We start from the raw sequence: 14,443 nt of genomic DNA, 5'->3' as shown, positions 1-14,443 counted from the left end.
CGCGCTTAGAAGTTGATGTGGAATCCGACTTCGATGTGCTTGTGGAAGCCGACATTGACGCCTGTTTCGATTCACTAGTGGATGTCGACTTAGAGTTCTTGTTTTCTTCACTATCTGAAGTTGAAGCAGATTGACTAGTCGAGGTGCTTACTGAAGTCGACTGACTAGCCGTGCTTTCACTGCCAGCACCCTTGCTTTCGGAAGTCGAGGTCGAATCGCTGGCTGAATCAGACTTGGATGCCCGATCAGACTGGTTTGTAGACTCTGATTTCGATGCACTGGTGGAATCATTAGCCGATGTTGAAGTTGAATCGCGGTCAGAGTTACTAGTTGAAGCTGATTGCGATGTTCGCGCTGATTCACTGATCGAAGCGCTCTGAGAATCATGTTTAGAAGTACTTGCCGACTGCGATGCCGAAGTACTTTCTGAAACGCTCAGTGACGTGGATGTCGAAGCATGGTCTGAAGCACTCGTAGAAGCTGAATCAGAGGTGCTGGTCGACAAACTTGCCGACGTGGATTCGGAAGTATCCTTGCTGGTGCTGCCGGAGCCTTCTTTTGACCGACTGGTTGATTCACTCGTCGAATCCGCCTTCGATTTACTTGTCGAGGTTGAAGCTGAGGCCGAAGTTGACGCCTGTTCGGACTCGCTAGTTGACGTTGAGTTCGACTCACTGACTGAAGCATTCTTATTGTCAGAAGTTGATTGTTTCTCAGATGTCGAAGCCGAAGCGGATGTCGAATTTTGCTCAGAATCGCTCGTTGAACTAGACTGCGACTCACTGGTCGAAGCCTTCGTTGACGTTGAAGCTGATTGACTTGCCGACTTGCTTGCCGAGTCAGAACTTGAATGAATTTCTGACTTGGACTTCGATGTCGATTCAGAGTAACTGGTTGAGGTTGAGTCAGATTGACTTGTAGATGCCTGCTTGGACTCGCTAGTCGACTTCGAGGCAGAATCCGATTGTGATGTGCTTACCGAATTAGACTCAGAGTGACGTGTTGACGTGCTATCTGCTGCGGATGTCGAAGCACTGGTCGATTCGCGCTTAGAAGTTGATGTGGAATCCGACTTCGAAGTGCTCGTTGAAGTAGACGTTGAAGCCTGCTTCGATTCACTTATCGAAGCTGAGTTGGACGCCTTTTTAGATTCACTGTCGGAGGTAGAAGCAGAATCACTGGTCGAAGTACTTACAGATGTGGATTGACTAGCGGTGCTTTCACTGCCGGCACCCTTGCTCTCGGAAGTCGAGGTCGAATCGCTGGCTGAATCGGACTTAGATGCCCGATCAGACTGGCTTGTAGACTCTGACTTCGATGCACTCGTGGAATCATTTGCTGACGCAGAAGTTGAATCGCGGTCAGAGTTACTGGTTGAAGCTGACTGTGACGTCTGCGTTGAAGCACTCGTCGAAGTACTCTGTGAATCACGCTTGGAAGCACTAGCCGACTGTGACGCCGAACTACTCTCCGAAACACTCAGTGATGTGGATGCCGAAGCATGGTCTGAAGCACTCGTGGAAGCTGAATCCGACGTGCTAGTTGACAGGCTTGCCGAAGTGGATGCGGAAGTATCTTTGTTGGTGCTGCCAGAGCCTTCTTTTGACCGACTGGTTGATTCACTCGTTGAGTCTGCCTTCGACTTACTTGTCGAGGTTGAAGCTGAGGCCGAAGTAGAAGCCTGTTCGGACTCACTGATCGAAGTTGAATTCGACTCGCTGACTGATGCGTTCTTATTGTCAGAAGTCGATTGCTCTTCAGAATAAGATGCCGAAATGGATGTTGAATTTTGCTTAGAATTGCTCGTCCAACTAGACTGCAACTCACTGGTCGAAGCCTTGGTAGAGGTCGAAGCAGATTGACTGGCCGAATTGCTTGCCGAGTCAGAGTTCGATTTAATTTCCGACTTAGACTTAGACGTTGATTCCGAGTAACTCGTTGACATCGACTCAGATTTCACACTGCTATCTGAGGTTGATACCGATTCTGACTGTGATTTGCTTGTTGAACCAGAAATACTTGCCGAAGCGGAATCCGATTCACGAGTTGAGGTTGATGCAGAAAGTGATGTTGATGTTGATGCAGACTTAGACTCGTCACGACGCTCTGACAAACTCTTAGATGCCGAAGTTGAAGCGCTAACTGAGCCGCTTTCGGAAGCTGTCTTTGAGTTATCTGCAGACTTAGAGGTGGCATCACGCTGAGAATCGCTCTTTGAAACAGATTCAGAACTGCGTGTTGATTCGCTTGTCGAAACTGAAACTGAGGTGCTTGCCGACGTGCTTGCGGACTGCGAAATGCTTGCACCGCTGTTGTTGCCATTGCGCGAGTCACTTTCCGAAGCCGAGAGACTCTCACTGGCAGAGTTGGACTCTGACTTAACATCTGATTCACTCGTGGAACCCGAAGCTGAAGCCGAGGTCGAAACGCTGGCTGATGTCGAAGCCGACTTACGATCAGAACCGCTTGCAATCGACGATGTGCTTTCATATTGTGATTCACTTGTTGAAGCACTGGTTGAATCTTTGTCAGAGGTACTTGCCGATTCAGAAGCAGAAACACTGCCTGACAAACTAGCTGATTCGGACTGAGATGCCCGACTCGACTCACTTGACGAGGTAGAAGTTGACATGCTTGTCGAATGACTTGCTGAATCTGATTCGGAGACATCTTTCGACGTACTCTCAGTCGTTGATTCCTTCGTAGATGTTGAAGCCGACATACTTGTCGAAGTGCTTGCCGAGTTTGAGGTAGCTGCCCGACTCGATTCACTCATTGAGACTGAAGTCGACTCACTGGTTGATTGGCTCGATTGAGCAGACTCCGGAGGTACTTGCCGATTCAGAAGCAGAAACACTGCCTGACAAACTAGCTGATTCGGACTGAGATGCCCGACTCGACTCACTTGACGAGGTAGAAGTTGACATGCTTGTCGAATGACTTGCTGAATCTGATTCGGAGACATCTTTCGACGTACTCTCAGTCGTTGATTCCTTCGTAGATGTTGAAGCCGACATACTTGTCGAAGTGCTTGCCGAGTTTGAGGTAGCTGCCCGACTCGATTCACTCATTGAGACTGAAGTCGACTCACTGGTTGATTGGCTCGATTGAGCAGACTCCGACTGTTTCTTCGAATCTGAAGCAGAAACAGATTCTGACTGGATCTTAGATGTGCTTTGCGAAATTGAATTAGATTCCGTTGCTGACTCACTGGCGGACAAGGAAGCAGACGTACTTGTCGAGGTGCTTGCAGAAGCAGAAGTCGAAGTTCGTTCAGAGTCAGACATTGAAGTAGATTCTGAAGCACTTTCTGATTGCTTAGAATAGTCCGGTGCTGAATAAACGTTGAAGCTGTCAGTAAATTGTTTCTTGTCTGACTGCCGAGTGAAGACTAACGTGCCGGCATTTTTATGCATGCCTTCTGATTGAAGGGTCTTCTGAGCATCATCGGACCAATCAATCGTAAAGGTACCAACGCCGTCAATCGTCCCAGTGCCGTCATTATTCCAGGTAACCTGATCAGCCGTGTAAACAACGCCATTAACAACAACGGCATCAAAGGCGTCCTTTGCAGTTGGAAGGTCATGACCAATGGTGTAGCCAATGTTCTTCTTACTATCGACTTGCGCATCTGTGGAAGCATTAGTGGTCGAATAGACGTTTAACGCACCTGCTGCGGTGTATTTATCGGATAACGTTACCTCAACATTAGCCGCATTCGAATGCAATCCAGCCGTTTCAATAGCATCTTCAGCACCCTTAGCCCATGCCAAGGTAACTGTGATGGTCTTGCCATCCTTAGTGGTAATGGTACCGGTGTTACCATCACTACTCCACTTGATGTCATCGGTCGTATACTTCGTGCCGTCAACTTCAATGTAGGCACCGGATCCATTCATAGCCTCTTTAGCAGTAGGCTTGTCGCCACCAATAACATAAACAACCGTACGATTATTGTTGACAGTCACATCGTGCTTCGCTGACGAACTGATGACGTTCACAGCATCTTTAGCAACTGTGCCATCCTGCAATGTCAGCTGAAGATCAGCGGCATCGGTATACGTTCCAGCGGTTTGCAAATCATCTTTGCTCTTATTCCAGTTCAGGGTGATGGTACCGACGCCATCAATCGTGCCCTTGCTACCGTCAGCATTCCACTTAACCTGGCTGGCGTCGTACTTAACACCGTTGACAACAACATAATCATAAAGGTCTTTAGCTGTCGGGAGGTCGTCGCCAATAATGTAGTTAACGTTCTTCTTGCTGGTAACGGCAACTTGTTTGGTGATGCTATAAGTGAACTTCTGTGGTAGTAAATCAAGGGCGGAATCAGGTACCTCAAATGAAGTGCCGTCATATTTAAGCTGATTTTTAATCCAGCTTAAGACTGCATCTGCACCATTTTGATTGAGTTGAACCGTCCATTTGCCTTCGTCACCGGTATAGGCAAAGTTGAAGTATGCATGCATATCCCCGGCAAATCCGGAAATAGACGAGAATTTGAGTGACTGGGTCGTCGTGTTTGTCCCATCATTCCAAGTAATCGTGATGGTTGGATCAATATCAGGATAATTTAAAAGTTCACCGTTGTACTGACGCGAATCAGTTGGGTTGGTAATGCTGATGTTATCAATGCTGGCGCCTTTGTGATAAGTAAATGTGATTTGACCCGTCTTACCCGTAAAGGTGCTGGCAGCATTTACTGGGTCAGGAATCCAGCCTTTGACAGTTGGTGCACCAATGTTGGTTAATTGGTCAGTCGGTGCCCAAACCGTATAAGTCTTGGCATCAGGAAAACCAGTTTCGCCAGATTTTGCCTGCAACGTAACGGTGACTTCGGTCAAAATTGACTGATAGCCATCAGTGAAGGCTTGGCCTGCTGCTGGTGCGTCTTTATTAATAGCACTTGCTACCGTGGTATAAATCGAAGCAGTTGTATCGTCTTTGGCGCTGTAATCTTGGCCATCAACCGTGATCTTCCCAGCATCGCCTGCATCCTGCACAGGCATCGCTGGGTTCTTCGCAATTTCCTCATGTGCTTTTGCTAACCCGGCTGCAAACGCATTATTAGCCCGGATCGCTTCTACTTGATAAGCGTAGGAATAGTATGGCCGAGCGAAGTTGGTCAAATCATCGACTAACGGCGTCAAGGTCGAGCTTAAAATGCTTTTTTGTGCTGTAAACTCAGTTGGATCTGGCTTGAGGGGATCAACGTTACCGTCTTTTTGTGAATGAGACTTGATATCAGCGTTGGCTTGCCCTTGATACATGGCGTCACGTAAGAACTGATAAGTCCTGGTGTAATCATTCGCTTCGAGTGTTGTCGCTGTACCGCCGCCACCATTGAGTGCAGGATCACCTACTGGTTCAAAATTAAGATCCGCATCTTTTTGCCGCTGTGCTAGCTGAGCGTCCGTATATGTTGGATCGGTTCTAAAGTCGTACAGTGCTTTAGCAACCGCTTGATATTCTTTGGAGTAGATCTGTTGGATCATCTCGCGGGCGCCTTCAGCGCTGCGAGCATAATTCTTGAGACCGGACGCCGTGTTTTGTGCATTATCTGTCTTCAGTAGAGCTTTGTCAGCGTCGGAGACATTCAATGAATCAATTAGTTCGTCAATGTTGTCAGCTGGACTACCACTCCAAGCATCCGAAGCTGCTTTTTGAAGCAAAGGCGTGAAGACTTTCATGGCCCATGCATAAGCAGCGGCTTGGGTCGTGTCACTTAAATTGGCCTGATTACTATTAGTGACAGCGGCTGGATTATTAACGTCATAGCCAGTGGCCTTATACGTATTTGAGCCGTCATCATAGATACCATTGTTCATCAGGTTCTGCAGGGCTTTATACTCACCAGTTGCCCAGTTGTTCATGATAGCTTGTTGAGCAACGGTTTTAATTGAATCATAAATACGCTGCATGAGGCTACTTTGAATAACCCCATCCAGGCCGACCATTTTAAGAAAAGTCTGAATGTTGCCGTTCAAACTAACGGCATCGGTAAAGTTGTCAGGGGCATAGTCAACCTTGCCATCTGCACCCATTTTGGCATTGCCGATTGACCGAATATCAGACAATGCCTGATGAGCGATCCCGTTGATGATATAAGGGGCAACCAGACCAACTAAGTTATTGAGGTAACCAACAGTTGTATTGACATTTGATGCCGCAACACTTGAATCAGTATATACTTGCAGTACCTTTGGAACGTTATAGTTATTCCAAAATGAATTCCAGATAAAGCTTAGTCCATTTGAGATAACGCCGCCCAGTGAGGAACCACTTAAGTCCCCTGAACGATAAGTAGTGTTGTTGATTAAGGAATTGGCTGCATCAGGATTTGTCGATTGATTCTTAACAGCGGCTAAATCATCCAAAATGCCTTGTGCATATGAACGCAGATAAGTGACATAACCAGCGTTGAAAGAAGGCAATGAGCTGTTGACGGCATAAAAGTAACCAGTACCGCTTAAGTCTGTGATGCTATTAGCACCAGGCCAACGACTGCTATTGTTACGATTATCCGGCTTCCAAATGGGATCGTAAGCATTTGTGCCGGTCTTGTTGTCAGTGATTGTCGTGTTCGTATAGAGTTTGGGATTTTTAATATAGGCATCAATCAAAGCTGCCAGCTGATTAACGGCGCCTCTAACGTTACCAATATTTAAAATCCCGAGTCCCTTGAGGTTAATATTACTAATAATGGACTTAAGATCAGACTCAGCAGCAGATTCACCACTCTTAAAATCTTTTTGATCCGTAATGGTGAATTCACTATCAGCAGCTGCCGTCTTGGCCTGCGCCATCATAGCAGTGAGTTTGTTGATATCAGTTGTTGCTAGCTCACCAGTCTTGGCAGCTAAGTCGCTTAACGATTGCTCGGAAATGCTGAGTGACGTGCTCTGAGAAGCACTCAAAGATTGGCTTTCAGAGGTGCTGGTGCTCTGTTTGCCTGTTGTGCTTTCAGATGAACTGGTTGAAGCCTGCTTTGAGGGGTTCGTGCTCGTCGAGGTACTTTCAGATACGCTAACCGATGTTTCCTTCGAAGCTGGCTGATTCGAGGTACTCTCTGACTTTTTCTGGCTTTCTGATTGTGTGGTCTTATTGCTTTGCGATTCAGTGGTGGAACCACTCTTCGCTGCGCTTTCAGACTTGGAAATGGATTCACTTACTGACGCGCTGGCCGCACTAATAGAGCTGCTGGTTGAAGTGCTCTGGCTATTCTTGCTTGAGTCAGAAGTGCTCTTTGAATCGCTAGCACTAACCGACTGCGACGCCGAGACGCTCTCGGACGTACTGGTTGAAGTGCTTTCCGAAGTTGATTGCGATGTCGTATTGGAACTCGCAGGAATGGTCGCTTGATTTTGAGTCGCCAGCACATCCTGTTTTCCGGCCTCTTTGCCGACACCAGCCGTGTTCGTTGTACTTGCGTGCACCGGCGAACTAGCGACGGCCCCCATACCAAATAAGCCGCTTAATGTGGCGATACCGGCAACCAACCATTGCTTGCCGGCTTTATACATTCTAAAACGGCTTTTACTGTTCGTTTCAAAAAGCCGCTTCTGTCTTTGAGGATTTAATCTACTCATTAATCGCCCATTCCCTCCTGATTCATCATTCTTAGGTTATTCCTTCATGATTTCAGTATACGTTCGTAGTGTAACATATAATTTTTCAAAATAACGATTTTTATTTAAATTAATATCAATATTTTAATTGATGCGACGTTATTCAAAATTGCCGATGTCAGTCACAGCGACTGACCTATCAACACCTTAAAGATGGCGACACTAAGGAACTTCAAATTTTAAAAAAATGTAACCGCTTTCTTGAAACGGCGCTTTTACGCCTAAAAATCGCACATAAGACTCCTTTTAGATATACTTCTGCCGTTAAAGGGGTTAACAAATGTCTGCCAATCCTGCTTCTTCGCTTCTATGCATTCGTGACAAGGACCTGTTTTTAATCCTCAGCAATAGCTCATGATAATATTTTGCGCAACAAAAAGACGCTTAGATCGCTTTTTTGATCTGAGCGCCGGGGTTGTAAATTGATCGGTCTCACAGATTATTTTTTGACAATGTTACCGCGCTTCCGTGACCACTTTAGCTTTGTCTAACGGCACATCTCTCAGTGCCAATGCGTTATAACTTGCCTGATCCATTTGTACCTCGTGAATATAAGCAATTTCGTTGGTCAAAATGGCCATTAAATTGCCGCGCACTTCGGAATTCTCATCAAAAGGCGATTCCGACAGTCTTAAAACGTTGTGCGACTTGGCATGTCGCAGTGCCGTCATTTCCAGACCCATATAGCGCGTTATGGCCGTGTCCTCCGGTTTCAAAAAGCGCGCAATCTCACCTTCTCGGAAAGCCTCGATATCGTCATAACGCCGCAGTTCATGGCCGCTAAAAGGATCCTCAACTGTGATAAGGTTGATTGCACCTTCATAGAAAAATTCGCGAATCACGACTTTCCCATCGCGATTTAAGAACTGAATCTCCTGAATATCATCATTATAGTAAAAAAGATTGCTGTAATGATTGCCGTCGAACGAATATTCCTCAATCAAGTCCTTAGTGCCATCTAAGTACTGGTAGCGCAACTCCTTGACTGCCCGGCGTGTACCGGCATAGGTCACCATCGAGCCAATCGTCTCTCCTTCGCTGATAAGCGAAATGGTGCCATCTTCGTTCATGTAAACCGCCGTGCCCTCAGGAACCGGCGCCTTGTCAAAAAACATATACTTGTGATCGATATAGCGCCGTTGGGTAATCGTATCAATTAAATCCACGCCTTGGAGGTGTTCATCTTTTAAGAACCCATAGAAACCGGGCAACGGGCCCAAAACTAACAGTTGCGTGTTAGTTTGTTTTAACCACGCCTTGTGGTCATCCCAGCCAGGTTGGCCGGCTTCCAGCTGATTGACAATTTCATAGTTCATCAAGCATCTTCCTCCATTCCCCTGCAATCCGGTGATCCTGAAAGTCTGCGACCGAGTTGAACGTCTGACCGCACAGTTTCTGGTAATCTGCCGCCTTCAAACGTTTTAGACCCGTCACCATTTGATCGACATTGTACTGGGTATCATCCCGCTTGAAGTCCTGCAAAAAGCCGTTGACATTGTCCTTGATTAACTCCATGGCACCAAAACGCGCCTTGTAAGTCACGACTGGCAAGCCAGCATTCAGCGCCTCAATGTACGTCAAACCAAACCCTTCAGAGAATGAGGCTGACACAAATGCGTCGTATTTAGGATAAAGCTTATCCAGCTGATTGGTCTGGCCTTTCATCTTGACATAATCACCGGCATGTAGCTTATCAATCAACTGGTTCAGCTTCATCTCTTCACCGCCACCGCCATAAATGTCGAGTGTGTAGTGAACGCCGTCTTTGTTCAAAGCAGCAACTGCTCGAATGATTAAATCAATGTGTTTTTCAGAAGCAAGCCGAGACGCCGTGATTAGGCGAATCGGATCACCCAAGGCTGTTTTAACCGGTGCTGTCTTCTGATCACGCACACCGCCAACCGGAATCGCGACAAACTTTTTCGCATACTGAGGAAAATCACGGATGAGATCCTCGCGCTGCAATTTGGTTGCGACTACCACGCGGTCGACTCGATTCAGCCGAGTTAATAAGTACTCGTAATGGTTGTTCCACAACGGGTTCTCTGGGTCATCCCGGTCAGATAAATGATCAGCGTGAACGATATTGACAATGTGACTGCCAACTGGGCGGTGATAGTCGATCGCCATTTCAACCCCTTCACCACGATCAATGATGAAGGTGCTGTTATGTCCAAAGAAATCGTTAAGCTTATTCATGAAATAACGAATCATCAACACTTCATTGGCGAAGAAAAGATGCTGCCCGTTTTGGTTATAGAGATGAATGTCTTTCATCAACATACCGCGATGCTGATCGTCAACGTAAGAGAACATCACCCGTTTTTCGCCAGTGCGTTGGTTGAAGATTTCGGTACGCCCGGTACTGACGAGCAGGACGTTACTCTTTTTGTGTTTGTCGGGATACTTAACCAAGTGATTGACGATCCGTAGGCCACCACTCGTGATGTATTCCTGAATCCGATATGTATTCGTCCCATCGATCAAAGTATGATCCTTTGGGGTGATCAAATCTTCAATGCCATGACGCAGATAATCGTCACCAAATGTAAAATATTCCCAAATATTAATCATTTTGCGATTCTTAATCTGCCATTTTGCCATTGCCTCGCGTAGTTCGCGCACCACGTCCAACATGACAAACCGGTAGTCGATGCCTAACCGGTCAAATAACTTGGCGCGGTAGAATTCGGCATGTTCGACACCTGAATTGCCAATGCCCATGGCCCGATTCATGAAAAAAATCATTTACCTTTACCCCTTCACTTTTCAATTTTTTTGGAAAATGCCGCTCGTAATGCCTGCCGCAAGTGACCGAGATGCCGGCCAACCTGGTATGCAACGGTTAACGATCCAAATGCCGGATCGAATTCATCTTTTAAAAATGCTGCCGTCTCTTGGCACCACTGCGGATCAAGCAATTGTTTAGCATTGGCAGCTACCACAAAAATCGTTCGCGCTGCTTGCGGCAACCATAACGGCTTGGTCAGGCTGCTGCGCTCTGTTATCCCCAAAACTTGCGATTGATCGGTTTGCTTCCGTGCACGAAAGGTCACCAACGCATGGTTTAAATCCACCGCTATATCAAAATGGTTATAAACAGATACTGGGATAATCATACCATAATGAAAAACGACCTGTTCATGGCGCATATTTTTTAAGCGAATTTCATATGCAGTCGCTGTAAGTGGAAAAGTAAACGTCCCTTTGCCGTCTTCGAAAACTTCCGATCCAACTTCCAAACCGGAAGCGTCGGTGAAGACAATCTGACAGAAGACACTGTCCTCCTTCACTTCCCAGTTGAGAACCAGCGCATAAGTTTCTCCTGGCGTCAAAATCGGCAATTCTGCCAGCTGCAGATTATGTTCAAAGTCTTTCGTCGTCGTCCACGCGTGAATGGTTTTCCCAGGGGGCATCATCGGCGCTTCAAACTGGACGGTACCATCTGCCAAATAATTCACTTGCGCACCATAGTTAAAGGTCGTATCCAGCATTCGGCGCCAGAAAAACAAATAAGCAGTCTCCATCGTTGCCTCTTTTCCCTAGAATGAACGCCCGAATTCCTGCGTTAAAATCATATGATATTGCCGCAGAAACCAAGCATTCACCTCGTTCGTATTGTCGTTATGCCGGCCGTGCAGTCCAATATGCAACACCCGGTTATGCTGCTGGCGGCGATTGAGCCACTTGACGATTTCATCAAACGCATGATGTTCGTAATCGTCATCCAGCATATGGGCAATTGCAAAAAGCGTATGATCAAACTTCCCGCCAGAAATTGTACGCCAGATGCGTTGGTTGATCTTTTCAGCGCTTTCATGAGTGGCGCTGCCATTAAACATCATCAGCATATCAAAAGCAGTCGCAAAATCGGCGCTGCGCCGCACCCGGCCATTCTCGGCGATTGTCCCTAGATTAATCAGCGGTTTACCAACCAAAATCGCCCGTGGATCTAACTTGGCACCATAATATAACGCCCCAAGCGTGCCCATCGACAGTCCGGACAAAATCAACTCATCCGGCCGAAAACCCAACCGTTTCAACGTCGCCTGAATCATTTCAACAACCTGATTCTCAAGCTGCGGATCACCAAGATAAAAGGCGCCACCTTCCAGCCGCGCATCGCTGAACAGCAAGAATGGATTACGCATCGCTTTCATCATGAAGTTACCTTCAAACCCTTCAGCCGACCGATAACCGGAAAAGTAAACCGACAGTGGCGGCTTCAAATCACCGGCGTCAAAGTAACTCAACAGCTCACCATCTAATGGCTTAACAGCTTTCAAGCGTTTGCCGCCGATAAACATCGTGCCATACTTGCCGCGACTGCGCCGTAAATGAACCTGCCTGATTTTGACCGTTCCATTACCTTTAGCCATCAAGGTAATGTTGACAAACCGGAACCCGGCTTTGGTGTCTAAGATCGTATCGTCACGAAACGCTGAGAGTGGAATGAGTTTCTTTTGGGCGATCTGAAAGTTTTGCGGATTCACCATTTGCAGTTTGGCCCAGACTTCGACATCCCCAGCCGTCTCGCATTCAATCGAAATGGCAATAGCTTCCATTTGCCCAATCCCTAGTGAGCCGCGCCAATAAACGGCTGGTTGCAAATTGCGGCCAAAATCGCCTTTTAGCGTCACCCCGACACTGCCTTGCTGCATAACACTTCCGGAAAAGCCATCGGCAATTTCGATCCGGCCAAAAGGCACCCGAATACCCCATTGCGCCGGATAAAAGAATAAAACGATCTGTTCGCCTAATTGGTCTAAATGATCTAACGAAATTGGGTGTGCTTGTTTTAAATCCAAAATGTGAATGATTTCCGGCGTTAACGATAACGTTTCATCATACATAATGGTGTTGGCAGGCAAACCGATCAGTTGGTCGGGTTGCTTTAACACGGCTGCGCCTTCTGTAATGATGAACAACGCTGTCGCATATTCGCGGCGTAACCGGGTCATGTCTGCATTCTGCCACAACGAAATGGGTAGCTGGTCGGGTTTTTCGGCTGGTTCATCTTCCGAATCGCTTTTGTCCGGCTGAGTTGCTAGCGGAGTCGGCGCAGTATTGAAGGCGGCGTTGGAAATAAACTCAAAGGCAAAGTCCTTCGTGAGATGTTCCTGCAATGGGATTGCCTGCGTCCCCAACTGTAAAACGGGATAAGCGTTATCTGCCATGGGTCAAAACCTTCTTCCATAAACGCATCAACTGGTCATCATCATGTTGATCGATCAATTTGACATTAGCGACCACCGTGCGATTCCAAGCGGATAGCTGGTCCAAATAACCAGACAGTGCGTCAGCCAATGCGCGATCCTGATCGATGATGCGGCCGTTAACGCCATCTTGGACATAACCGGTCTCATGCCGATTAATCTGCGGGATCGCCACACTGATGGCGCCAATCTGCAGCAACAAATTAGGTTGATCGCCTAAATCAACCAACAACCGACTGCTATGCAACCATTGCTTCAGCTGACCGACTTCCGGCTCGACGGCGTAATGAAGATGCGTCAACATTTGGAAAACCTGAAAAGCTGTTTGCTGAATCTTGAGGGCTTTTTGATTAGCGGCTTGATCCGCTGCCGAATCGGTTTGCGCCGGTGGCAGCGGCATTTGGGCATTTTCAACCGTCACATTGTCGCCAGCATGTGCTTGGTCGTCTTGCCACTTTTGAATTGTTTTGGTAATTTCGACAAACATGCCTGAGTCAGGACTAATGCCTTGAAGATTTGCGAAGAAGTTAATGGCCAGTTGTTGCAGATGGGCGACTTGATCATCATTGTCTGCAACCACAACCAACCGCCGTCGATTCTCCTTGCTCAACATGGCCAATAACTGCGGAAAAACCACCGCCAACCGTTCTGCATTGAGCTGATTGACATACCACATCACGGTCGTTTGATCGGTTTCATTGCTAACCCCTAAAGCCAACGAGGTAGCGTAAGGCGGGATGACCTGAATCTTTTGGTCGGCACCGGTGCCGAGTTGTTTCTTTAACTGTTCAGCATAGTGATCGGTCGGCGAAATAATCTCCGTTGCCTGTTCTGCCACCGCCCGGACAGATTGCCGTTCCTGCTTGGCTAGATGTTCTTCCACCAGCATGGTCACTGGATAATCTGCCATAATGGCCTTTAACATGGGTTGCGCCATCCCAGCCATGGCAACAATATGCGGATCCGCAGCCAGTGTTAAATGCTCGTTCAGTTTCTCCAAAATAACCTGATCCAGGTTCGCATATTGGTGCTGCTTGAATCGGCGTGCTGCTTGTGGGCCAATCTTGACCTGACCGGATGCTTCTTCGGTCATCACAATGCTTCCGGTTAAGTCATACCAAACGCGCCGAATGATTTTGCCTTGAGCGTCAAAAAATCGACTATAACTCCAAAAACCGCGATCATCATAAACGCGCTCTTCTTTACCGATAGCCCCTTCAGGAAATTCAACGCTCAGAATAAAACCGGTTTTAAACGTCTTGATCACGGCATACAACTCATCCTGTCGATTGAGCGTCACCTGACTTTGCGAAAAGATCCGCTCAACATCTGCTGGCATGCCCAAATCTTCCAGATCAACCGGTTGGCCAGCTTGAAATGGTACGTCTTGAATCGCATCAAAGACTGACCACCACTGTTCAGAGAGGAGATCATTTTCTTTTAAAATTCGGCGCAACCAAGGCTCTGGCCGCAAAAAGAGCAATTCAAACAGTTGATCATGGGCACTAAACAAGTGTGCCAAGTTAACCATCGACTCTTCTTCTAGCAGCTTTGGCGTTTGGGGCCAATTCGGCAGCAAATAAAGCATAGTTTCCTCCC

At 47.2% G+C, this 14,443-nt stretch carries 11 protein-coding genes; 5 read left to right on the top strand and 6 right to left on the bottom strand.

From position 1 onward, the window contains the following. Window positions 1-170: 170 nt before the first annotated feature. From LACZS1_RS05290 to LACZS1_RS05270, 5 genes are all read left to right on the top strand, one after another. Window positions 171-380 (top strand): hypothetical protein, encoded by a 210-nt coding sequence (locus LACZS1_RS05290; protein WP_070651117.1) that lies wholly within the window; start codon window positions 171-173, stop codon window positions 378-380. 63 nt (window positions 381-443) lie between these two features. Next, window positions 444-818 carry a hypothetical protein gene (locus tag LACZS1_RS05285; RefSeq protein ID WP_141753069.1) on the top strand — a complete coding sequence of 125 codons (375 nt, stop codon included), beginning with the start codon at window positions 444-446 and terminating at the stop codon, window positions 816-818. 189 nt (window positions 819-1,007) lie between these two features. Then, a complete protein-coding gene (locus tag LACZS1_RS05280; RefSeq protein ID WP_070651119.1) occupies window positions 1,008-1,208 on the top strand; it encodes a hypothetical protein in 201 nt (66 codons plus the stop codon). Window positions 1,209-1,214: 6 nt separating this feature from the next. Further along, entirely contained in the window at window positions 1,215-1,766 is a 552-nt protein-coding gene (locus tag LACZS1_RS05275; RefSeq protein ID WP_070651121.1) for a hypothetical protein, read from the top strand. A gap of 531 nt (window positions 1,767-2,297) precedes the next feature. Then, window positions 2,298-2,591 carry a hypothetical protein gene (locus tag LACZS1_RS05270; RefSeq protein ID WP_145981716.1) on the top strand — a complete coding sequence of 98 codons (294 nt, stop codon included), beginning with the start codon at window positions 2,298-2,300 and terminating at the stop codon, window positions 2,589-2,591. A 201-nt stretch (window positions 2,592-2,792) separates the two neighbouring features. On the opposite strand, the gene LACZS1_RS05265 is transcribed toward LACZS1_RS05270, so the two are convergent. From LACZS1_RS05265 to asp1, 6 genes are all read right to left on the bottom strand, one after another. Then, window positions 2,793-7,589: a KxYKxGKxW signal peptide domain-containing protein gene (locus LACZS1_RS05265; protein ID WP_115656725.1), complete on the bottom strand. Its 4,797-nt coding sequence runs from the start codon at window positions 7,587-7,589 to the stop codon at window positions 2,793-2,795. Window positions 7,590-8,083: 494 nt separating this feature from the next. Beyond that, the gene (locus LACZS1_RS05260) at window positions 8,084-8,944 is read right to left on the bottom strand and encodes a hypothetical protein (RefSeq protein ID WP_070650836.1); all 861 of its coding nucleotides are present in this window, start codon (window positions 8,942-8,944) and stop codon (window positions 8,084-8,086) included. Next, on the bottom strand, window positions 8,934-10,376 hold the full coding sequence (locus LACZS1_RS05255; protein ID WP_070650838.1) for a glycosyltransferase: 1,443 nt from the start codon (window positions 10,374-10,376) through the stop codon (window positions 8,934-8,936). The genes LACZS1_RS05260 and LACZS1_RS05255 overlap by 11 nt, the downstream gene beginning before the upstream one ends. A 14-nt stretch (window positions 10,377-10,390) precedes the next feature. Continuing rightward, a complete protein-coding gene (asp3, locus tag LACZS1_RS05250; RefSeq protein WP_070650840.1) occupies window positions 10,391-11,155 on the bottom strand; it encodes an accessory Sec system protein Asp3 in 765 nt (254 codons plus the stop codon). A gap of 15 nt (window positions 11,156-11,170) precedes the next feature. Then, window positions 11,171-12,805, bottom strand: a complete 1,635-nt coding sequence (gene asp2 / locus LACZS1_RS05245; protein ID WP_070650842.1) for an accessory Sec system protein Asp2 — start codon at window positions 12,803-12,805, stop codon at window positions 11,171-11,173. Then, window positions 12,795-14,432: an accessory Sec system protein Asp1 gene (gene asp1, locus LACZS1_RS05240; RefSeq protein ID WP_070650844.1), complete on the bottom strand. Its 1,638-nt coding sequence runs from the start codon at window positions 14,430-14,432 to the stop codon at window positions 12,795-12,797. The genes asp2 and asp1 overlap by 11 nt, the downstream gene beginning before the upstream one ends. Window positions 14,433-14,443 lie beyond the last annotated feature (11 nt).

Source organism: Lacticaseibacillus zeae subsp. silagei, from assembly GCF_030770335.1.
Classification (GTDB): Bacteria; Bacillota; Bacilli; order Lactobacillales; family Lactobacillaceae; genus Lacticaseibacillus; species Lacticaseibacillus zeae.
The sequence above is the reverse complement of the archived record's forward strand: the minus strand, read 5'-3'. Positions and strand labels throughout refer to the sequence as shown.